The organism is Synechococcus sp. CC9902 (assembly GCF_000012505.1).
Classification (GTDB): domain Bacteria; phylum Cyanobacteriota; class Cyanobacteriia; order PCC-6307; family Cyanobiaceae; genus Parasynechococcus.
In genome coordinates, this window is sequence record NC_007513.1 from 1,386,329 (window position 1) to 1,405,625 (window position 19,297).

Sequence of the window (19,297 nt, forward strand, 5' to 3'; positions counted from 1 at the left end):
TTAGCGATCGTCGGGTGATCCAGGCAACGGCTCAATCAATTCGGAAGGCACATAAACCCCTTCAAACACCTCAGCTTCTCGACCCTTCCAAAATTTGCCCAAGCGCATCAAATCGGCATGGGCTTCTTGGAGTTTGGCGATGTACTCCAGCGGATCCATCGTGTTTTTGGCCGCTTTTAGTTTCTGAAGCCGAAGGATTTGGAGGTTCCACGGTTTGTGAATATCCCCGCGTTGCTCCATGAATCGCGCAAGTTGTTCAGACGATGGCTGCGGATTGGTCGGCATCGCATCTTTTCAGTAGGCAAAGGCTAATCAGCCCATCACGCCGGCAGGGCCCAGGGGTTCAGGCCTAAATCGGCACCAACCCGATGCGCGCAGGCAAAACCGCTGAAGGCAACTGCATTCAGCCCTTGCCCGGGGAAACAAGAATCCCCAACGCAATACAGGTGCTTCACTCCCGTGCGATTGAACGGCATCGGCAACAACCCCGGCAATTGCATCGCTGGAATCGGCCCATAACTGCCTTGAAATCGTCCCAGAAAGCGCCGGTGGCTGCGCGGTGTTCCGATCTCCTTGTGGGTGATCGCCCCAGAGAGACCAGGAAGAATGGCCTCTAAGCGTTGAATCATCCGTGCCGCATCAGCCTCTTTTTTGACTTTGTAATCCGACGGACTCAGCCCTTTCCATGCCTCCATCGATGACGGCGTAAACGTATGGACGATGTGATGCCCCGACGGTGCTAAATCGGGATCGAGCAGCGATGGCATCGACACAAAAATCACGCCCTGCTCGTCTTCCATCCGCTCCCAGTCCTCCAGCAACAAGTGATGGCAATGGGTGCCAGCCGGAATCACATCGGCCCGTACGCCCAGATGTAGCGATAAAAACGAGGGCGACGGTACGTAACGTCGGCGCCAAACCTGCTCCTTGGCCGGTGTTTGGTCGGAACCGACGAGGGCCTGACCTTCCCCCTTTGTCCCTGCCACCTCACCCGAGAAGGTGTCCCAACGGGTGGCATTGGAAATCACCCGTTTGGCATAGATGATTTCGCCATCAGCCAGCTTCACGCCAACGGCCTGGCCCTTCTCGATCAACACTTGGGTGACGCGGGCTTTGTAACGAATCGATCCGCCATGGCGCTCCAACCCTTTCACAAGCTTCTGAGAGATCACACCCACTCCACCTTTGGGGTAATTGATTCCACCGGCATGACGGTCTGAAAAGACCATGCCTGCGTTGATCATTGGTGTGCGATCGGCTGGCATCACCGACCAGCAAAAACATTCGATATCAATGAACTTCAACAGTTGTGGATCTTTGATGTGTTGACGCGCAACGGCCCCGACGTTGAAGGGAAGCCAACGCGCTAACCCCAAGCAGGCGAAGGGCGCTTTGAAAAAAACCTTGGTGAGATAAGCAGGGTCCTCAAGCGACAACAACGGCATCGCATCTAGGCAGTTGAACACCTGCCAGCAGGCGTCATAGAAGCGACGAATACCTTCGGCTTCATGGGGGAAACGGGCTGAAAGATCCGCAATAAAGGTGTCGTAATCACGGTCGACGGCAATGCGTAACCCGCCAGGCATGTGATATTCCAGCTGGGCCTGATCGGGAATGGTGTCGCAGTGTTCCCCGATGTCCGCCAGGGCGCGCGTCAGCAGGTTGGTGTAGCCCTTCTCCCCAAATCCAAAAATCATCGAGGCACCCACATCAAAGGTGTAGCCGTTCCGATGAAACGCGCCTCCACTACCGCCAGGGATGAGGTACCTCTCCAGTACCAGCGTTTTTGCACCCTTCGCCGCAAGCTGGCTCGCTGTGACCAAACCACCCACACCAGAGCCGATCACGACGGCATCCCATTGCTGCTGATCGACCAAAGCTTCGAACACCACTAGTGATGACGCTAAGGGGCAGCCTGCGGAGTTGGATCCAAGTGATGAATTGGGGGGTTCACGGTGAGGATGACCTCAGACCGCACGGGCCGTCCCAGTGCTGAACTGCAGCGTTGATCGATTTGATCGCGCAGCCCATCGATCACAAAGCCGTCCTGCGGTTGTACCGGGTTGATGTAAACCACCACAAAGGCAGTCCGGCCATGCTGTTGCACGGTGGAATCCCACCAATTGCTGCATCAACACGGCGCGCGTGATCTCCACACACTGGTCTGCGCTGCAGCCTGCCGCTTGGGCCATCGAGCATCAACGCAGACGACCCATCAGCACGTGAGCCGACAGCCCAGCCAAGGGCATCACCGCGTTAGCCCAAACCCCGAAGCGCAGTTCGAGACGTCGAGCCGAAGCGGTGGAGAGGGGTCATGCCAGCAATGGTTCTGGGATGAGCGCACGAATCGGCTCTAAATCAGCCAAGGATCGATCGCGATACGCGCCGTAACGGGCCCGTTTGTCGCGAATCCGTTCGGGCAGGTCTGGCAGCAGCCCAAAGTTGGGGGGCATGGGCTGAAACTTCTTTGTGGGGGCTTCGCTCACGAAGTGGGTGAGAGCACCAGCCATCGTGGTGTTGGGCAACGCGATGGGATCCAAACCCCGCACAAGCCGCGCCGCATTGGTTCCCGCGAGCCAACCACCAGCGACCGCCGCCGCGTACCCCTCGGTTCCCGTGATCTGACCTGCGGCCAAGAGATGCCGGCGTGTGCGGAACTGCAGCGTTGGGTCCAGCAGCTGAGGGGATTCAAGGAAGGTGTTGCGGTGCATCACCCCAAACCGAACAAATTCCGCCTGGGCCAAACCGGGAATCATCTGTAAGACCCGCCTCTGTTCACCCCATTTGAGGTTGGTCTGAAAACCCACAAGATTCCATAAGCGACCGTCTTTGTCTTCCTGACGCAGTTGAACAACGGCGTAGGCACGCTTCGCCCTCCGCACGTCACGGTCGTTGACGTCTCCCCAGCGGGGATCCCAAAGACCAATGGGCTTCAGAGGGCCATAGCGCATCGTGTCTTCACCACGACGAGCCAACTCCTCAATCGGTAAGCAACCCTCAAAGAATTTGGCACTCTCCTGATCAAAATCCTTGAGTTCCGCCTGTTCTGCCTCCAGTAGAGCCTCGCGGAACGCGAGAAACTCGGCCTTATTCATCGGGCAGTTGATGTAATCCGCGTCGCCTTTGTCGTAGCGACTTGCTCGGAAAGCCAAATTGAGATCAATGCTGTCGCCATGAACGATGGGGCTCGCTGCATCGAAGAAATGGCAGTCGTCTCGGCCGGTAAATCCCCGCAAATCGTTGGCTAGCGACTCACTGGTGAGTGGGCCTGTCGCGAGCACGGTGACGGCATCAACCTCCGGCAGGTCCATCTGCTCGCGACGTTCAATCGTCACCAAGGGGTGTTGATCAAGGATCTCCGTAAGCGCGGCGCTGTAACGACCGCGATCCACGGCGAGAGCACCACCGGCAGGAACGGCGTGATCATCAGCTGTGCGAATCACGAGGGAGCCCAACCGTCGCAACTCCTCTTGCAACAATCCAGCTGCGCGATCGCTACTCAGGGCACCAAAACTATTGCTGCACACCAATTCAGCAAAATCGCTGCTGTGATGGGCTGGCGAGCGACGCACCGGCCGCATCTCCACCAAGGTGACTGGAATGCCAGCACAGGCCACTTGCCACGCAGCTTCAGTGCCAGCAAGACCTGCCCCCAACACAGTGACGGATCGCTTGACGGATCGATCGTTGGGCAACGGAGTGGCCGAGGCAGCCCTCAGCCTACGAATTTTTAAAGGCTTGAATCAGGCGCGGCTGCGTCTTAACAAAAGCTGCAGTTGTCCAACGGCAGCACGGCCGATGTTGAAGGCCGCCCAGCTCAGCGCCGCAAGGATTGGAGCAATCACGAGGAAGACACGGGCGTCAATGCCGAGCACTTGGCCAGTGGTAATCACACTGAAGGCCGAGTAACCGACGATGGCAAGGATCAGAACCAGGCCAAGAGCAACTCGGACCATGCTTGCAACTTGAAAATGCGCTCGGTGATCTTACGGACAACACGTCAGATATCGCGCTTTTTCCTTCCAGCTGATCCATTTCGATGCAATCACTCCAGGCGCTGCGCATGCAGTTGAGCCAAATCTGAGTAACGACGAGCATGGGCTTGCTGCTCCTGCACACACTCCAAAGAGAGTTCTCGACAAACCTTGGCCGGAATCCCCATCACCATCGTTCGTGGAGGGACGTTCTTCGTCACCACAGAACCTGCCGCGACGAGGGCACCCTCGCCAATGGTGACGCCGTTTAAAACGATGGCGCCAATGCCCACCAAACAGCCATCCTTCAGGGTCGCTCCATGGATCACGGCACGGTGACCAACGGTGACCTCTTGGCCAATCCAGACCGGTTGCCCCGGATCGCCATGCAGCACTGCACCGTCTTGGACATTGCTGTAAGCGCCGATGGTGATGGCGGCCATGTCTCCCCGTGCCACCGCCGTCGGCCAAAGGCTGCTTCCATCCGCCATTGAAACAGCTCCGATCACCACGGCGCTTGGAGCCACCCATGCCGAAGGAGCAATCGAAGGATTCGGCCACGGGATCTGCGCTGGCATGGCTGGAATGTCATTGCCCAACAGTCTGTTTGTTGACGGCATACCAAGTGATACTCTCCATTGGTGCCGGATTCGGCATGCCCAAGCGGGCAAGGGTCGCTAGCTCAGCGGTAGAGCATCCGGCTTTTAACCGGCTGGTCCTGAGTTCGAATCTCAGGCGACCCATTCTTACGGAATGATGCCGTCTCAAGACGCATCGTCCTTCTTCTTTTTTAGGCTGTTAGAAAGCCACTACTTCATAGTTGTGGTCAACGATTTCGAATGGCTTATTTCATCTTTTTCGGAGTCACGATCTTATTAGCTCTTTTGGGAGGTCTTTTCTCAAGGGCCGCCGCTGAGCGCTACTGGATGTAATCGCATCGCGTGAATCACTACGACCTTGTTGTTATTGGAGCCGGGCTGGGTGGATGCAGCCTCGTGGCATCACTCGAGAAGCTTGGATATCAGGGTCGTGTTGCCTTAGTGGAAGCCGGACGAGGTCCTGGAGGACGAACAGCCAGTCGTCGCAGTCGCACAGATCCGCGGTGGTGCATCAACCACGGAGCTCCAGCGATCAAGCTGAGTGAATCCCTTCCATCCGCCGTTGATGGATTGCTGGAACCGCTGCGAAACGCGGGAACGCTGCAACCCGTTGTGAACCATGAGGTGGCGATCGATGCAAACGGCCAAGTGGTGGCCATTGATCCAGCATCCCCATCTACTAGCCAATGGTGGACTGGAAGACCCGTTATGGCGAGTGTCTGTGAGGGCTTGTTAGGGCAAAGCTCAAACAAGCTCGAAAGTCATTTCGGAACACGGGTGCGATGGCTCAAACGCCCCGCAGACCATTGGATGCTGTCGGATCAATCCGAAGGCTGGCAACTCAAGGCCAAGCGCCTCGTTCTGAGTGGCAACTTGCTTGCCCATCCACGGTCACTGGCGATGCTCCAGTGGAACGATGTGCCGTTGCGAACTGCCGTCCCTAAAGGAGTCGACCCTGAATTGGATGCCGTCCTTACAACATTGGAGGCCAGTGCATCCACAGTTCGCTGGAACTTGATGCTCGATTTAGGTGATGTAAACCTGCAGACACCTGCGCTTCCCTGGCAGATCGGGCTAAACCCAGATGCACAAAAGCGCTGGGGAGTAGAGCGGATCGTGCTGCATCGCCAGACCGATGCACGGCTTGGCTTGGTGGTTCATGGATTGCATAACGGTGCAACGATCGATCCCAGCACCCAGCCGGTCTTGCTTGAGTCCGAAGAAAAGCGATTAGAAGCTGTTTTGCCTGAACTCCTCCTGCATTGGCCTGCCCTTCGCAAGGCCTTGAAATCAGCACGATCGATGGGCGTGATGCGCTGGGGAGCAGCACAACCTCTGAACCACCCCGTTCCGAGTCATTTGCAGTGGTGCCACCAAAGCGCCGTTGGTTTTTGCGGCGACTGGATTGAAGGCCCTCACTTCGGAACAGGCGAAGGAGCGATCCGCAGCGGTGTTGCTCTTGCCGAACGGCTGACCGCCGACAGTTAATCTGTTGAGGTGCCGGGGAGTGGCGCAGTTTGGTAGCGCGCTTGCTTTGGGAGCAAGATGCCGCAGGTTCGAATCCTGTCTCCCCGACTCGCAAATGAGTCAGCCCCCAACTGACATCTCCGCCGCTCCGCAAGGGGCGGTTTTTTATTGCTTAAGCGCAGGTGTGTGGTGAGCGTGTGGTGAACCACCTTGCCGTGTACTGCCCACCACACGACTTTCTGAGCATCTGGTGATTTCTATTGACAGGATTTGGTGATCAATTCAGGATTGATTCATCCGAAACGCGGTAGTCGCGATCCGAGGCAAGGCTGGTCCTAGACCAAGTAAGTCCTCGACCTGGCTACCCCCCGCAATTGCGGGTCGTACTGCCGAGAAACTTGTTTTCTGTCTGGCGGGCTGATGAGCGACGGGTTCTGTTCATTCCCTTGTGCAATGGCACGAAAGCAGGACCGCTACGCCGAATCAGCCCAGACTCAGGTCATGGTCAACGGACACGCCATCAGGCTGTCTGGACCAAAGGACCGTGCAGAGATCCAACGCAGTGTCGAAATCATCGACCGCAAATTGGCTGCAGAAGACTGGCATCCTTACTCCTCCAAAGAGGAGTGCCTCAAGCGCTGGTCTGAGTTGAAAGGTGTAAAGGCTGCTGTGCTCAGAGCCAAGGGGCTTATCTAGTCGCCCGCAATGTCCACTACGCCCGAATGGGTGCATGAGCCCGATGCTGCAGAACTTCTGCACATAAAGGCCTGCACCCTCAGAAATATGCGCCGTGAGCGCAGGCTCGATGCTGGAACGCATTGGGTTTATTCAACTGGATCCATTGGTGGTCCCGTCGTCTACAACATCCCTGAAATCAGGGAGATGCAGCGTCAACGCACCATTGAATTGGTACAAAAAGAGGATGCTTCACGCAAGGCAGAACGGAATCGTCGCCAACAAGCAATCGAGATTTACGACGAGGCAACAGCTCCGATCCAAAGTGGGAGGGCCTGAGTCGTGGCACATCTCACTCAAGATTTGGACTCCTGCAAAGAGTCAAGAAAGAGACGATTAACCCCAGCAGAACTTTGTTCTTTATGGCGATCAGCGCCGTACAAGCTGGCATTCAATGAGCTGACTCAAGAAGTCGAACTTGATCAGGCTTCCCTCCCCGTTGTGGAGATTGAGGAGGCTTACATCGGACTCTCTGAGAAGGGTTACAACGCTGATCCGAGGACGACATTCGACAGTGTTCTCAAGGTCGCTCGGGAAAAGCGTTTTCATCCCGTTCAGCAGTACTTCGAGCGGATTGAAAAAGATGATTCGATCACACCGATTGAGCTATCGATGTTCTCTCAGGATTACTTCGGGACCAGCGATGGTCTCTATGACTCCATGTGGGCCGCGGCTCTTCGAGGAGTGGTTTGGAGAGTGTTCAAGCCTGGCTGTCAGTTCGACTTTGTACTGACGCTTAAGGGCGCTCAGGGAATCAGAAAAAGCAGCAGCTTTTTGGCTCTTGTGCCAAATCCCGATTGGATTTCCTCATCAACTCATGACCAAGCCAAGGACATGACCGTTGCACTCCACAGAGCAGTGATCACTGAACTCGCAGAGCTGGAACACATCACAGGAAAGCGATCAACAGGAGCCCTTAAAAACCACATCACAACAAGAGTCGATCTTTGCCGTGTGCCTTATGGAAGAACTTATGAACGGCTTAGGAGGCGATCGATCATGGTGGCCTCCGTCAACGGTGATGAGTTCCTTCGGGATCACACCGGTGATAGGCGTTTCTGGGTTGTTGACCTCGGTCAACGGGTCATCGATACCGGCAAGATCAGCAGGGATCGAGACCGCATTTGGAAGGCTGCAATTGCCCAGTTCAAACAAGGCTTAAATCCTTGTCTGTCGCAGGCAGAGCAGTCCGTCAGTGATAAGAGAAATGAGGGCTTCCGAAGCGAGAACATCTACCTCTCTGCTGTTGAAGAGGAATGTCTTGGCAAGTTGAAAGCCAAAGGGCGAGAGGGTGGCTTTGACACGCGGTTTGCGATCAACGAATCAGGCGTATGCGAGGGGCGCCCTCCAGGGCAGACCGAGATGCGCCTGATGAGCCAATGCCTCAGGGAGTTGGGCTTTGTGCAAGATCGCAATGCCACACGTGATCCGAATCTTGGTCGATCCCGTAAATGGCGATTGAGCGACACATCTGGCACTAGCTGACGGCTGAGTGTGTGCCATTGCAAAGCACGACCAAGACTTTGATTTGAGGTATTTGGCACACAGCACAGCATTTATTGGAATGTTGAAGCTGATTAAGCGGTATGGAGGAGTCTTTGATTTCCTCTGTGCCGCTGTGCCAACGACACTTATAAGGTGCAGCCACGCAAGAAACCAACAAGATCAATCAAGAAAGACTTGGCTCGAAAAGCAAAATAATTTGAATCTTATACAATTAATAAATGGGTAAGAAGAGCGACGCAGCAGAAATTGATCGGCGAGTTCATACCATCGTCAAGCTTTTATCGTCAGCAAAAACATCGAGTTACGTTTGTCGCTATGCGTCCGAAGAATGGGGGGTCGATCCACGCACAGCTCACCGCTATCTCGCAAAGGCCCGAGAGATCATCAGGGATGATTACTCAGTTGATCGTTCCGACTTCTTAGGCAGCCGTTTGGCGCTCTTAGACGAGATCATCGAAGCCAGCATCAGAACCAAACAGCACAGCAATGCAGTTGGCGCTCTGAAGCTTCAGGCGCAGCTCACAAGACTTCTAGATGGGTAAGGACGACAATGGATATGGAAGTTAGGCGTTTACAGAACAGGAAAAGATTGAGTATCTGGTAGGCGCGTCACTATTGGCGTTTGTGAGAGGCCTGCGGGCTAAAGCAAAGCTGAAACTGGTCATTTCACTAGGCAGCATTTGCCCTGTCACGCCACCATTCGATTAGTCCAATTTCCCTTTGATGCTGCGTCGTCTTTCTGCAGGGTTGCTTGCCACTGCTGCTTTTGTTGCACCACTGGCTGCTACTGCGCAAGAGGGCAGTGCTGACGACCTTGGTGTGATGAGCATCAGCCTCGCTGATGTCGTCAAACCCACCATTGGCTTTCAAGGTTCACTCCAGGGTGCAGGAACACCGAACCAAGCAGGCATCGGTGGCTTCCTTCCGCTGTCTGTTGGTGACAACAGCGTGTGGTTCCTGGATGCACTGGTCAACGCCAGCTTTGCTGATCGTGAGGGCTACAGCAGCATCATCAACACCGACGTTGCTGGTGGAACTGTCTCCACCTCAACCCGAATTGGTTACCGCTGGCTGAATAGCGATCGCAGCTGGATGTTTGGGCTGAATGGCGGATATGACAGCCGCTCAGTGAAATCTGGTGGTACTGACACTGGTATCAGCGTCACCAACAAAAAGACTGTCGGGTTCCAGCAGATCGCACTGAACGCAGAAGCAGTCTCCAACAGCTGGACCTTGAACGGCTATGGACTGATCCCTGTGGGTGATGTCGAGCAGAAGCTCAATAGCGTCTATGACGCTGGTGCGTTGAACACCTATGGCTTGGATGCTGGTTATTTCATCACTCCTGTTTTAAAAGCATCAGCTGGTTATTACTACCAACACCGCGATCAAGAAGATGTCGATGGTTCTGGTGTGCGTGGACGCTTGGCTTATGAAATGACAAGTGGAGTTACAGCTGGTGTGAATGTCTCTTACGACGAGGCATTTGACACCAGAGTTTCTGCAGACCTTAAAGTTCGCTTTGGTGGTGCAAGTACAACAGCCCAGCGCAAAGAAGTTCAACAACTACCTGTAATCAATGCATTAACATCAACACCAAGCAACAGGGATGTGAGGGTGCACGATTGTGACGGTGGTTACGACAGCTCAGACAATTTTAAGTGCATACCTAATACCTATTGTATACCTGACTGTTCCTCGGACGACAGGCTCGCAACGCAAAAAGGACGAGATGAATTAACAGGAGAAAAGGGGATAAAATGTTGTTGAATAATTAGTTAAGACCCTGGATGCAACTTATCATTCAAAGCCCCTGCGACCACAGGGGCTTTTTATTTCTTCAACCAACACCATAAACCCTTAAATCAGCCTTTGATACCTGGCACTAAATAAACTTCACCCCGTCGCAAGGCGGGGTTTTTGCTGTGAACAATTGATCACTATTGGCATTGAGGAGATGCCTGCGGGTTAGTCCGTTTGGGGGGTAGATCAGGCGTAATGACTACCCGTTTGGGTGATGTGAGAACTTACGGTTTCGCAGAGAATTGAGGAGTCAAAGCAAAGAAGTAAATCGATGACTACTATTTCTAAATACGCACCTACTTTTGACCACTGGAATCTTTGGGACACGTGCAAGTTTAAGATTGAAAATGCTATTCGTCATGCCTATTGGGGAACTCTCATGCATGAAGAGCAACACTTTCGGATGGTCTACCAACAGTCAATCATCCACAAAATCAATGGATATTTTCAAACTGGATGGCAATTATTTGGAAATGGTCCAGTTCCCTGGTGTGAAATCAAATGGAGTGGATCTTGGGTGAATACTCTTTTTACATGGACTGACCGCAACGATCCTTCAAATAGCTCATACCACTACCGGATTGGATGCACTGACCATGAAGGTGAGTTTGGCGTCTATTGCAGCAGCACTGATGAAGTCTTCCAGCTTGGAGAGAGCAATGGATCTGATGAAGACATCTTCCTCATGATTGCTGCGGCTTCAGTTGGGCTGATCGTGGATAGAGACAACTAGACATCTGATCGAATGATGGTGATTAAAGAGAGGATTGCTGCTGCTGAAGGACTTGTCCAATGGAAGGCTATTGCGGAGGAGGTGAAGTGATGTCAAATAAAAGTTCTTTTAATACTTGTACTCTCATGCAATACACAAAACAACAACTCTCACAGTATTTAATTCGGAAAAACTGATGCAGAATCTCTTTCAGAAGTGCTGCTCCGTATGCAGTAAATCATTCCCTGCCACTCGCGAGTTTTTCGGGCACTACTCACGCAATGGCAAGTTCAAACCGAACTGCCGCGAATGTGAACGCGAAAGAGTCAAAGCTTGGCGAAAAAAGAATCCTCAAAAAGCAAATGCTGGATACAAGCGGCGCCAGAACAAACTTGATGGCTGGGCTCCAACTGCCGAACAGAAGATCAAGCTGTACCTAAAAGCTGATGGTATTTGTCGTTATTGCCAAACCCCCCTTGGTGTGAATGCGCAGGTTGATCACGCCATTCCAGTAGCCCGTGGTGGGACCAACGACATTTCAAACTTGGATCTGATTTGCGCTCGTTGCAATCAGGAGAAAGATGCAAAGACCCCAACGGAATACGACTCGTGGAAAAGGAGAGCTGCCTGATTCCCATAACACGGGGGCTGAACTGGGGACTACCGCTCGAATGCGCCGCAAGCTGGATCGACAGACAAGAAAATGCGGGAGTGGGGTGGAGCGCCAGTAAGCCAATAAAGCCAACACGAAAGCTTGAACAACATCAAATCACAAAACTTTCTGCCAACATTGAAATGCTTTGAAGACTCTAACCATTTCAGTTTAGAAAATTTATCCCTAAAGCATTCACTTCTAAGTATAAAGAGTTGAGAAAAAATATACAATCTGCATAAATCATACAATTCGCGTAGCTGGAAAGAAATTATGATCATATTTCAATGAAGCCAGCTTAACAAGCTAATGTCAAAAACAAAGTCTTGGCTAGAATAATAAATTGCATGCAACTAGATGACTACATCAAGCGCAATGCCTTATGCGTTTTTTCTAGATACTATTAGTTCCTACACAAATACACCAAACGGTTCAGCAATTATAGGTGAAACTAGTTTAGCAGGACAAAAAGAGATAAACGATAGCAAGCGTTTTTTTGGGATGAGTGCCGCTTTCAATGGGGGTGGAGATGCCGCAGAGACTTGGGGCTTAATTAATAAGAAATTAAATACGATTAGCAGGCTGAGCGGAGATGCCAAAGCATCCGCAATTGTAAACGCAGCGTTACTATATCCTATCGAACTTGATCCAAGCTTGAATGATGGACGGCCAGAAGATCCAAAAAATTGGTTTTACGCCCAAAACTTTCAAATGAAGAATCCAGCAGATGCTGCAGAAAATTATGCTTTAGTTACCATAATGCTATGGGTGGCAAATCAGTTATATCCAAACACTAAAATCATTCCTGTCTTTGACTCCTACTATGTTAAAGGATTAAACTTTCCGCCCTCAGGTATTGTTGATGAAGTCAATGCAAAAATTACACCATTAGGCATCCCAGCACTAGAAAAAGTCAACGATAAGCCACCAGAGGGAAAACAATGGAATATGCTTTCCACATTCTATAATAACAAACTGATTGATGGATGGATTGGAGATATTTATGGAGACAAAGGCGACACTACCGATCTTGAGGGAAAACTTCCTACGCCTGAAAGTCCTTTCTATAGCAAAAATCCTGTACCCTACGTATTGCAATCAAGATCAGATTATCTAGATCAGAAATCAAAATTACCCATCGGATCCGATTATTATGATCCCAATGGGATAATGCCATTCAATGCCTCAATTGATTTCAATGGTGATCTTACAGTCCCAGTAGGTTATTCACCATCGAGCAAGCTTACGCCAGTACCTAAGCCGTATTCGGCAACATCACTTGCGCCAATTGGTGTTCAAACCACCGATGGATTTACAAAATTCACTGGTTCTGAAGACTCACTAATAGGGCAATCAGATATCAAGTCTCGAATGATGGGAGGAGATGATTATCTTGAGGTAATAGGTGGCAATAATTATGTTCATGGAAATAGGGGTAAAGATACCATTGTTTTGCGTGGTGGCATTGGTAAATACTTAGGAGGAAAAGGCAGCGATGTATTTATTGTTATTGAGACTGAAGCAGGCACCTTAATAAGAGCTGATCGTGGTGCGGACATCATCACCGGCTCCGCCTCTGGTGTGATTTATAGGTCTGGTAAAGGCAATGATGTGATTTCTGTTAGTCAAGGGAAAGTGTGGGGTAATCGTGGAAAGGATGTATTCCGTGGAGTACCCGGAGAAGGATATGCTGAAATACAGGACTACACCATTGGAGAAGATTATGTTGAGATTGCAATGGATGGTGTCTGGAGCAATATTGAATCAGGCTTGATATTTACAGGTGATTCAGGCGACCAAATAATGCTGCTTGTTGGAATTAGTGATATTAAACAAGTGACCACGGTCTGAGCAATATTCAAAAGTTACCTCTCAAACAGCCCCGCCACGAGCGGGGTTTGTTAGTAGTTGATCACGCCCCAACATGTGTCCGGCTGAACTCCTCCAGCACCGCCAGAAACTCTGACTCCTCTGGCGGGTCATCAAACCGGGTGGCGCATTGCACGCAGAACTTGATCCAGGTGGTGGCTTGAACGTCCCCTGCTGCAATCACCAACGAGTAGGCGTTCTCAAATTCAGCACCGGTCAACAGCATCTCCCCGATGGCGTCATAGAGACGATCCATCCCATCGAGCCGAGGGTCAGCAAAGACAGCGCGGATCTCATCTCGGGTTGCCATCGCTGCTCATCAAAGCCATTTCATCTTGGTTGTTTCCTCTAATTAAGAGGTGAACTAACCCATCAACGATGAGAACCTGATCACATGAAACGACTCACCGCCATCGCTGCTGCTGTGTTGTTGGCAGGCCCTCTCGCATCAAGTGCAGATCCCACCTATTTGCGATGTGACTTCAAAGACCACCAAGGCTCAAGTCCTAGTAATGGGGCCATTGATCTGATCCTTAATGAAGCCCAAGGAACTGTTGAAACCACGGTGTTGGGCTTTGACGGTTATGAAGACAATGCCTATTTCGGCGAAAGCACCATTGAATTCGACGCGGTAGAAACCGGTATTCCTATGGTCCTAAATCGAAGAACACTCTGGGTTGTCGCCAAAGGCCAGAACAACGTCAGAGTCTGTCTCTCTACAGGAGTTCCAGCACCCTGAGGGTTTGGATCAACCTTCGACTTGGCATCGGTGCCGTCCTTGCCATGAACCCAATGGAGCAACGCATCGAACTGGCGCAATAACTTGGCTTTTGGGTTGAGAGCACGCGTGAGAAAAGCAAAAGCCCTTTCAGCACCAAGAAAATCTTCCTCCTAGTTATTGAGACAGGAAACAGATGGAGACAAACGTCTCTGATACAAGCAAAACGCTTATTTGAAGCGATTTTTGGTCCTCTACGGTGGGAGTATTAGCGAAACGACGTTCAGTTATGCAAAAGCTACGCCTTGGCCTTTATGGAGCAATAACAGCCGCCGGAATCGGCTGGCCTTGGTATTGCATTTACAAGTTCGTTAAGGAAACAGAGGTGTTGGGCCTCACCGATCCGATTGAAATCGTCAACCTTTTTTCAGCTGGAGTCTGGGCCAATGCATCAGCCGGTTTCATCGCAGCTGACCTCACATTGGTACTAATTGCTTCTTTCATCTTTTACGCAGCGGAAGGCATGCGCATTGGTATGAAACGTTGGTACCTCTACATTCCTTTCACATTCGCAATTTCTTTTGCCTTCTCATTCGGCCTATTCATGTTTAATCGGGAAAAACTAATAGCTCAGAACGAAGCTTGAAAGGGTCTGAAGTATTGCCATCCTTTACGCATAAGAAAGTTTCTGCGCCTTGACAAACTTATTCCATAACTTCATCTAGCTCCCTCTCGGCGTAGTTATTAGTTGTCAACCCTCCATCAACACCTTGCATTCCATTGTAATTTACTTTTTCAAATCGGACTGTTATTGGGTATCGAGATTTATTCGGTTCTTTCTCGCGAGATACGACGACGCCAACCTCATTAAACCAATAGGATTCTTTCCTTTTGATCCGAACTTTCGAACCTTTAGCAATGGCCATAGAAACAGTAAAAAGACGTCAATAACAAAAGCATGAATCCCCGAACGAAGGGATCCATAGCTTTAAGGAAATCCATCAGGAATATCCTCCCGATGAATACTATTCATCGGGAGGAATCGATGAACTCTTCAAACCTTGATCGCACGTTTACTCCGATCTGCATCACAACTGACAGATCGGTGTATCCAATGGCTACAAGCGACAAGCTGTTTCGTCACACCATTGCAAAGATGTACGTGCCCCGTTCAGCATTGACCCAAAGGATTAATCCTGAATCAATATCTGCCACTTGAAAGAGGCTCTGGCTCTGTTATCTCCTAGACCGTTCAACTGGTCTGAACCTTGAGTTAGCTCTTCCGATACCACTAGCCGTAATGAGTGGATGCATTAGACGTGCTAGGCAAGCAAGAATTCACTTAGTTCATCGACCCCAAGACGATGAATAGGACTCACCGGGATGGGAACTTTCAGTGGGTCTGAGAGAGGCTGTAGCCCCTTCCTACCCAGGGGCTGCACCTTTATGCGTTCTTCAGCAGATGCCTAGAACGCCTCTCTTATTCGCTTCTTTGAAATTAATTTTGTTATCTATTTTAACGACTTATTGATTATATTTTTCGGCCACTTACACGAAGATAGCTAGAGATGCAACACAACGCCCTAGCAGAGCTTGTAACCCCATTCACAATCATCACTATGGACAAGGGTGGTGAATTCAGTTTGCACCAAAGAGAAACCCTAATGTATATGGCCCTATGCCACGTCTAAGAACAAGTTGTGATTACAGAACGCAAGAAGCCAGAGGAATGAGATGGATGGCATAGAGCTGGGATGATGAGTATAAAAAAGAATGCAAATACAACTAATTATCTGGGCTGTTCTAAAAGTCAGAAAAACAGTAAAGAATTAATTGCCAGCTTTATCAACCGAAAATAAAAATGCTAAGATCTTGAATAAAGTGTTTTTCACGTGGCAAAAAATAAGCGAAACAAGAGCAAGCGATCAAGAAATGGAAGAGCAAAAAATAAGCGAGGAAAAAACAGGAAAGGGAGAAATACTCAAGTCAACAATGAAATAGCTAATTCCGAAGGAACAAGTGCCGATGCATCTAATAATAAGCAACTCTGGAATGAAAGCAAGCAAAATATTGTCGACGTAAAATGGAGTAACAAGATCCATGAAAATGCATTGCTCAATACAGGTATTCCACTAGAAGAGAATGGATGGGTCAGACCAGGAATTCCAGCAAAATGGATCAGCGATAGCAGTTTTAAGAAACAAAAAAATACAACTCTGCTCACTTACAGCTTTATGACAACCAAGTCAAAACTTGACTATGGCGATGATAGGCGAGAGACAATTGTACCCTATGCCAACTTTAGCGAGAAACAACAGAATGACATAGCAAAGCTATTTGAGTCACTTAGCGATTACGCAAATATTAGATTTATAAAAGTGCCCGATAATAATACTGTTGGAACTATTCGGATTGGATTCAACACAATTACGGATGAGGCAGGAAAATGGCGACCTGGTATTTACGCTACAGCGGATACACCAAACCCTGAACCCCGCGGCGGAGATATTTGGTTTAACAAAAATTTTACCAAGGATAACTTTAGTACTGGATTGGTCGAAAATGTCGGACCTGCAACGCCATCAGCAGTAATGTTGCATGAAATATTGCATGCACTTGGCTTAGAGCATCCTGACAACCCCAAAAGAGTGACTCCCAAATTTGCTCGCAATCGAGAATATACATTGATGGCAGATGAGTTCTCCCATCGCGCAGAATTCACTCAATATTTCAAAGATAATGGAGAAATCGCATCTTCACTGGCGGAGTTTGGTAGAAGTGAAATTAGAAAAGATTACGGCGTAAGCTCTACTCCTATGACATGGGATATTGCTGGACTACAGTATCTCTATGGGGCCAATACTAAATTCCAACAAGGAAATACTATTTATAAATATTCAAATACGATTCCCTTTTACGAAACAATTTGGGACGCATCCGGAATTGATACAATAAATTTAAGCAACTTCAAAAAAGATCTCGTAGTCAACCTTAATGGCGGACAACTCTCAACACTATCCTTCGATGTTGCCGACCAAAATTGGTCGGACAAACAGCATGGCAATCTAGGTATTGCGTTTAATACGGTGATCGAAAATGGAATAGGTGGATCAGGCAATGATTCGATTATAGGAAATTCAGCTAATAACACACTAAAAGGAAATGCCGGAAATGATACTTTGTCTGGCAAAGACGGAATTGACGTCTTAATTGGTGGCTCAGGCCAAGATATTTTTAAACTTCAGCAAGGTAAAGGCCACGCCATTATCCAGGACTTCAATAGCGGAATCGACAAAATCTTACTCCAACAAAGTTCCGGGGTAAAGCTAATAAGTGTCAACGCAGGGATAGAAATAAATCAGAATAATGACCTGATTGCCATTGTTCAGAATTACGAAGGCCGACTCAATCAATCAGGTGTAAATATTATCTAAACACACAGGGACCTTGTTCTAAGAACGGGGCACCTACGTAAACGAATGCATCGTGCTGCATATAAGTCCAGACTGTTTCCTTCGATGGATCGAGGGATCCTTCCACTGTTTGTAATACCGGAAGTTTATTTGCAACGCGCTACTAAAAAAATTTCAATCAACAGAATTGAAGAGAAGTACTGAGATCACATCCGCAAATCGGGAGAAGTTGGTTTACGGAATATCGGTTCTGTCGAGCTGAGAAGGCGGCGTTAATTATCTTGTGGCTCAAAAGAAGCCACCAATTCATCGGCTCTATTGAGCACTCGAACTGGGACCCCTATCTGATTGCAAATTTTACCTGCCATTTTCAGAGCTTCTTCAAAGTCATCCGCAGCACCATGCAGATGCCATTCCTGAAATGGATTCAGCTCTTGAACACGGAAAGTAGGGTCATGCATCAGCGAAGTGGCGCTAAATATTCACAGCTGCGAAGTTGGCGGCGGTCTTGTCTGGCTTGAACCTCGCGTAGCTCTTCAGATGAACCTCGATGGTGTGACCCATAGCTTCTGAGATTTCAGCCACAGCTAGACGCGCTGCATGGGCTTGCTTGGCATAGCGATGACGAAAGGAATACGGCGTTAATTGCTCGCCGTTGTGTTCTGCCTCGTCTCGCAGTGCCATCCACATCTCACGGCGGCGCAGGTATTGATTCAACGCTTGCCCTCCATCACCTTCACGGTTCAACGGCGGCAGCTTTTCGCACACTGCCAAACGCGCCTGAAGGTTCCAATCGATCGCCGTTCCATCGGCATCACGAAGCAATAACGGATGTAATCGCCGTGGTTCGGTCTTGGCTCCCTTGGTACCGCCCATCGACTTGCGGTAAATCGTCCAAAGTTCAGATCCGCTTGCCCCGCTCTTGATTCGCAGGTGCCTCAGTTCTTCAGGGCGTAACCCATAAACAGCACAAAGCTGAATGGCAAACCGCCATTGGTTGTGGGGGTCGCCTTCAGGGAGGTTGTCGAGCAACTGCAGGATCTGTGCATCGCTGAGGGGATAGCCAACACGCTTGGGCTTCAGCACCTCTGGCAACGTCGCAGGCGGGCTGTAAATGGGCTTCAGGTGTCCACGCTGCACCGCCCAATTCAGGAAGCCATAAAGCTTCTGGCGGCTGGTTTGGCGCATCCGTGAACCCTGCTCCCATTGCTGCAGGCATGCGATGCAAAGAGCTTCACCGTCCACTGGTGGTCGGTCACTGAATGCCTTGGTGCAATTACGCAGGACGGGCAGGTAAAACGTCTTCCAAGTGGTCTCGCCCGCATTAGGGACAAACTGCCGATATTTATCAATCAACTGGCTGAAATTCAGTTGTTGATGGCTGCTGGAGGTATTTGCGGACTGAGCAGCCTGAGCCAGAGTGATCTGCCCATTTGCCCAACGCTTGAAGATCTGCTGAATGCGAGGCAGCCCTTGAGTCGAGCCTTCAAGGGTCCATGGGTACGGGAGGGAAATACTGCCTACTCCTTTGACCTGCAAGCGCATCCGTCCACGGTTATTGAGCACCCACCAATCAGACGCCGTGGAGGCTCGAACCTGATCGCGAAAAGGCTTCACCCAGGGCTCTGCATGGCGAATAACTCCCAAAGCAGAAGAGGCATGTTGCTACCCCTAGTGTGTGGTGAGCGTGTGGTCAGTGTCAAATATCTGTTGACAGCAGGTGACAGGAGACAACACAGAAAGACTGCTATAACTGAGTGACAGACTGGATAAATCAAGACCACCACTCAATTGCCCTGTTGCTTTGGGAGCAAGATGCCGCAGGTTCGAATCCTGTCTCCCCGACTCG

At 50.1% G+C, this 19,297-nt stretch carries 23 protein-coding genes, 2 tRNA genes and 1 pseudogene; 15 read left to right on the forward strand and 11 right to left on the reverse strand.

Annotated elements, in window-relative coordinates; all coding sequences use genetic code 11:
- From SYNCC9902_RS07135 to SYNCC9902_RS07145, 3 genes are read right to left on the reverse strand one after another with little or no spacing between them, the layout of a single operon-like run.
- A complete protein-coding gene (locus SYNCC9902_RS07135; RefSeq protein WP_011360208.1) occupies window positions 1–285 on the reverse strand; it encodes a hypothetical protein in 285 nt (94 codons plus the stop codon).
- Window positions 286–320: 35 nt separating this feature from the next.
- Window positions 321–1,877, reverse strand: coding sequence for a carotenoid isomerase (gene crtH, locus SYNCC9902_RS07140; protein ID WP_011360209.1), 1,557 nt, complete (start codon window positions 1,875–1,877; stop codon window positions 321–323).
- A gap of 26 nt (window positions 1,878–1,903) precedes the next feature.
- Window positions 1,904–2,107: a hypothetical protein gene (locus tag SYNCC9902_RS07145; RefSeq protein ID WP_011360210.1), complete on the reverse strand. Its 204-nt coding sequence runs from the start codon at window positions 2,105–2,107 to the stop codon at window positions 1,904–1,906.
- 1 nt (window position 2,108) lies between these two features.
- Here SYNCC9902_RS07145 and SYNCC9902_RS12500 point away from each other — a divergent pair, with 1 nt between their 5' ends.
- The gene (locus tag SYNCC9902_RS12500) at window positions 2,109–2,357 is read left to right on the forward strand and encodes a hypothetical protein (RefSeq protein ID WP_156771096.1); all 249 of its coding nucleotides are present in this window, start codon (window positions 2,109–2,111) and stop codon (window positions 2,355–2,357) included.
- Here SYNCC9902_RS12500 and trmFO read toward each other — a convergent pair.
- From trmFO to SYNCC9902_RS07160, 3 genes are all read right to left on the reverse strand, one after another.
- A complete protein-coding gene (gene trmFO, locus SYNCC9902_RS07150) occupies window positions 2,313–3,695 on the reverse strand; it encodes an FADH(2)-oxidizing methylenetetrahydrofolate--tRNA-(uracil(54)-C(5))-methyltransferase TrmFO (protein WP_011360211.1) in 1,383 nt (460 codons plus the stop codon). The genes SYNCC9902_RS12500 and trmFO overlap by 45 nt on opposite strands.
- Window positions 3,696–3,743: 48 nt before the next feature.
- Entirely contained in the window at window positions 3,744–3,866 is a 123-nt protein-coding gene (locus SYNCC9902_RS12715) for a photosystem II protein Y (RefSeq protein ID WP_037988830.1), read from the reverse strand.
- A 179-nt stretch (window positions 3,867–4,045) separates the two neighbouring features.
- Window positions 4,046–4,552 carry a gamma carbonic anhydrase family protein gene (locus tag SYNCC9902_RS07160; protein WP_041425449.1) on the reverse strand — a complete coding sequence of 169 codons (507 nt, stop codon included), beginning with the start codon at window positions 4,550–4,552 and terminating at the stop codon, window positions 4,046–4,048.
- A gap of 93 nt (window positions 4,553–4,645) precedes the next feature.
- Between SYNCC9902_RS07160 and SYNCC9902_RS07165 the strand changes: the two genes are divergently transcribed.
- From SYNCC9902_RS07165 to SYNCC9902_RS07220, 11 genes are all read left to right on the forward strand, one after another.
- Window positions 4,646–4,717, forward strand: a tRNA-Lys gene (locus SYNCC9902_RS07165).
- Window positions 4,718–4,915: 198 nt separating this feature from the next.
- A complete protein-coding gene (locus tag SYNCC9902_RS07170) occupies window positions 4,916–6,061 on the forward strand; it encodes an NAD(P)-binding protein (protein WP_011360213.1) in 1,146 nt (381 codons plus the stop codon).
- A 13-nt stretch (window positions 6,062–6,074) separates the two neighbouring features.
- Window positions 6,075–6,148 (forward strand) — tRNA-Pro (locus SYNCC9902_RS07175).
- Window positions 6,149–6,493: 345 nt separating this feature from the next.
- The gene (locus tag SYNCC9902_RS07180; RefSeq protein WP_049749440.1) at window positions 6,494–6,736 is read left to right on the forward strand and encodes a hypothetical protein; all 243 of its coding nucleotides are present in this window, start codon (window positions 6,494–6,496) and stop codon (window positions 6,734–6,736) included.
- Between the two features lie 9 nt (window positions 6,737–6,745).
- Window positions 6,746–7,054, forward strand: coding sequence for a hypothetical protein (locus SYNCC9902_RS07185; RefSeq protein ID WP_011360215.1), 309 nt, complete (start codon window positions 6,746–6,748; stop codon window positions 7,052–7,054).
- Between the two features lie 162 nt (window positions 7,055–7,216).
- A complete protein-coding gene (locus tag SYNCC9902_RS07190; protein ID WP_156771097.1) occupies window positions 7,217–8,260 on the forward strand; it encodes a VapE domain-containing protein in 1,044 nt (347 codons plus the stop codon).
- A 239-nt stretch (window positions 8,261–8,499) separates the two neighbouring features.
- Complete coding sequence (locus SYNCC9902_RS07200) at window positions 8,500–8,823, forward strand: hypothetical protein (RefSeq protein ID WP_011360218.1); 324 nt, start codon at window positions 8,500–8,502, stop codon at window positions 8,821–8,823.
- A 181-nt stretch (window positions 8,824–9,004) separates the two neighbouring features.
- On the forward strand, window positions 9,005–10,051 hold the full coding sequence (locus SYNCC9902_RS07205; protein ID WP_011360219.1) for a carbamoyl-phosphate synthase: 1,047 nt from the start codon (window positions 9,005–9,007) through the stop codon (window positions 10,049–10,051).
- Window positions 10,052–10,355: 304 nt separating this feature from the next.
- Complete coding sequence (locus tag SYNCC9902_RS07210; protein WP_011360220.1) at window positions 10,356–10,817, forward strand: hypothetical protein; 462 nt, start codon at window positions 10,356–10,358, stop codon at window positions 10,815–10,817.
- Window positions 10,818–10,992: 175 nt separating this feature from the next.
- Window positions 10,993–11,427, forward strand: coding sequence for an HNH endonuclease (locus tag SYNCC9902_RS07215; protein ID WP_041425069.1), 435 nt, complete (start codon window positions 10,993–10,995; stop codon window positions 11,425–11,427).
- 378 nt (window positions 11,428–11,805) lie between these two features.
- Window positions 11,806–13,299, forward strand: coding sequence for a hypothetical protein (locus SYNCC9902_RS07220; protein ID WP_011360222.1), 1,494 nt, complete (start codon window positions 11,806–11,808; stop codon window positions 13,297–13,299).
- A gap of 61 nt (window positions 13,300–13,360) precedes the next feature.
- Here the strand turns inward: SYNCC9902_RS07220 and SYNCC9902_RS07225 are convergent, their stop codons facing one another.
- Window positions 13,361–13,627, reverse strand: coding sequence for a hypothetical protein (locus SYNCC9902_RS07225; protein ID WP_011360223.1), 267 nt, complete (start codon window positions 13,625–13,627; stop codon window positions 13,361–13,363).
- A gap of 84 nt (window positions 13,628–13,711) precedes the next feature.
- On the opposite strand from SYNCC9902_RS07225, the gene SYNCC9902_RS07230 reads away from it, so the two are divergent.
- Together SYNCC9902_RS07230 and SYNCC9902_RS07235 are read left to right on the forward strand one after the other, a co-directional pair.
- Window positions 13,712–14,056: a hypothetical protein gene (locus tag SYNCC9902_RS07230; RefSeq protein ID WP_011360224.1), complete on the forward strand. Its 345-nt coding sequence runs from the start codon at window positions 13,712–13,714 to the stop codon at window positions 14,054–14,056.
- A 268-nt stretch (window positions 14,057–14,324) separates the two neighbouring features.
- Window positions 14,325–14,681: a DUF2834 domain-containing protein gene (locus SYNCC9902_RS07235; RefSeq protein WP_011360225.1), complete on the forward strand. Its 357-nt coding sequence runs from the start codon at window positions 14,325–14,327 to the stop codon at window positions 14,679–14,681.
- Between the two features lie 58 nt (window positions 14,682–14,739).
- On the opposite strand, the gene SYNCC9902_RS07240 is transcribed toward SYNCC9902_RS07235, so the two are convergent.
- Both SYNCC9902_RS07240 and SYNCC9902_RS13005 read right to left on the reverse strand, forming a co-directional pair.
- On the reverse strand, window positions 14,740–14,961 hold the full coding sequence (locus SYNCC9902_RS07240; protein ID WP_011360226.1) for a photosystem I reaction center subunit IV: 222 nt from the start codon (window positions 14,959–14,961) through the stop codon (window positions 14,740–14,742).
- 214 nt (window positions 14,962–15,175) lie between these two features.
- Window positions 15,176–15,256 (reverse strand): annotated as a pseudogene (locus SYNCC9902_RS13005) (hypothetical protein); the annotation flags it as partial.
- Window positions 15,257–15,927: 671 nt separating this feature from the next.
- On the opposite strand from SYNCC9902_RS13005, the gene SYNCC9902_RS11795 reads away from it, so the two are divergent.
- On the forward strand, window positions 15,928–17,469 hold the full coding sequence (locus SYNCC9902_RS11795; protein WP_011360227.1) for a M10 family metallopeptidase: 1,542 nt from the start codon (window positions 15,928–15,930) through the stop codon (window positions 17,467–17,469).
- A gap of 251 nt (window positions 17,470–17,720) precedes the next feature.
- Here the strand turns inward: SYNCC9902_RS11795 and SYNCC9902_RS07250 are convergent, their stop codons facing one another.
- Together SYNCC9902_RS07250 and SYNCC9902_RS07255 are read right to left on the reverse strand one after the other, a co-directional pair.
- Window positions 17,721–17,909, reverse strand: a complete 189-nt coding sequence (locus SYNCC9902_RS07250; protein WP_041425072.1) for a hypothetical protein — start codon at window positions 17,907–17,909, stop codon at window positions 17,721–17,723.
- 13 nt (window positions 17,910–17,922) lie between these two features.
- Entirely contained in the window at window positions 17,923–19,065 is a 1,143-nt protein-coding gene (locus tag SYNCC9902_RS07255) for a site-specific integrase (RefSeq protein WP_011360228.1), read from the reverse strand.
- Window positions 19,066–19,297: the final 232 nt, after the last annotated feature.

Bases quoted from the DNA above. Each gene is read 5' to 3' on its own strand.
- SYNCC9902_RS07135 (WP_011360208.1), bottom strand. From the start codon at position 285: ATGCCGACCAATCCGCAGCCATCGTCTGAACAACTTGCGCGATTCATG.
- SYNCC9902_RS07160 (WP_041425449.1), bottom strand. From the start codon at position 4,552: ATGCCAGCGCAGATCCCGTGGCCGAATCCTTCGATTGCTCCTTCGGCA.
- SYNCC9902_RS07180 (WP_049749440.1), top strand. From the start codon at position 6,494: ATGGCACGAAAGCAGGACCGCTACGCCGAATCAGCCCAGACTCAGGTC.
- SYNCC9902_RS07185 (WP_011360215.1), top strand. From the start codon at position 6,746: ATGTCCACTACGCCCGAATGGGTGCATGAGCCCGATGCTGCAGAACTT.
- SYNCC9902_RS07200 (WP_011360218.1), top strand. From the start codon at position 8,500: ATGGGTAAGAAGAGCGACGCAGCAGAAATTGATCGGCGAGTTCATACC.
- SYNCC9902_RS07205 (WP_011360219.1), top strand. From the start codon at position 9,005: ATGCTGCGTCGTCTTTCTGCAGGGTTGCTTGCCACTGCTGCTTTTGTT.
- SYNCC9902_RS07210 (WP_011360220.1), top strand. From the start codon at position 10,356: ATGACTACTATTTCTAAATACGCACCTACTTTTGACCACTGGAATCTT.
- SYNCC9902_RS07215 (WP_041425069.1), top strand. From the start codon at position 10,993: ATGCAGAATCTCTTTCAGAAGTGCTGCTCCGTATGCAGTAAATCATTC.
- SYNCC9902_RS07220 (WP_011360222.1), top strand. From the start codon at position 11,806: ATGACTACATCAAGCGCAATGCCTTATGCGTTTTTTCTAGATACTATT.
- SYNCC9902_RS07225 (WP_011360223.1), bottom strand. From the start codon at position 13,627: ATGGCAACCCGAGATGAGATCCGCGCTGTCTTTGCTGACCCTCGGCTC.
- SYNCC9902_RS07230 (WP_011360224.1), top strand. From the start codon at position 13,712: ATGAAACGACTCACCGCCATCGCTGCTGCTGTGTTGTTGGCAGGCCCT.
- SYNCC9902_RS07235 (WP_011360225.1), top strand. From the start codon at position 14,325: ATGCAAAAGCTACGCCTTGGCCTTTATGGAGCAATAACAGCCGCCGGA.
- SYNCC9902_RS07240 (WP_011360226.1), bottom strand. From the start codon at position 14,961: ATGGCCATTGCTAAAGGTTCGAAAGTTCGGATCAAAAGGAAAGAATCC.
- SYNCC9902_RS07250 (WP_041425072.1), bottom strand. From the start codon at position 17,909: ATGCATGACCCTACTTTCCGTGTTCAAGAGCTGAATCCATTTCAGGAA.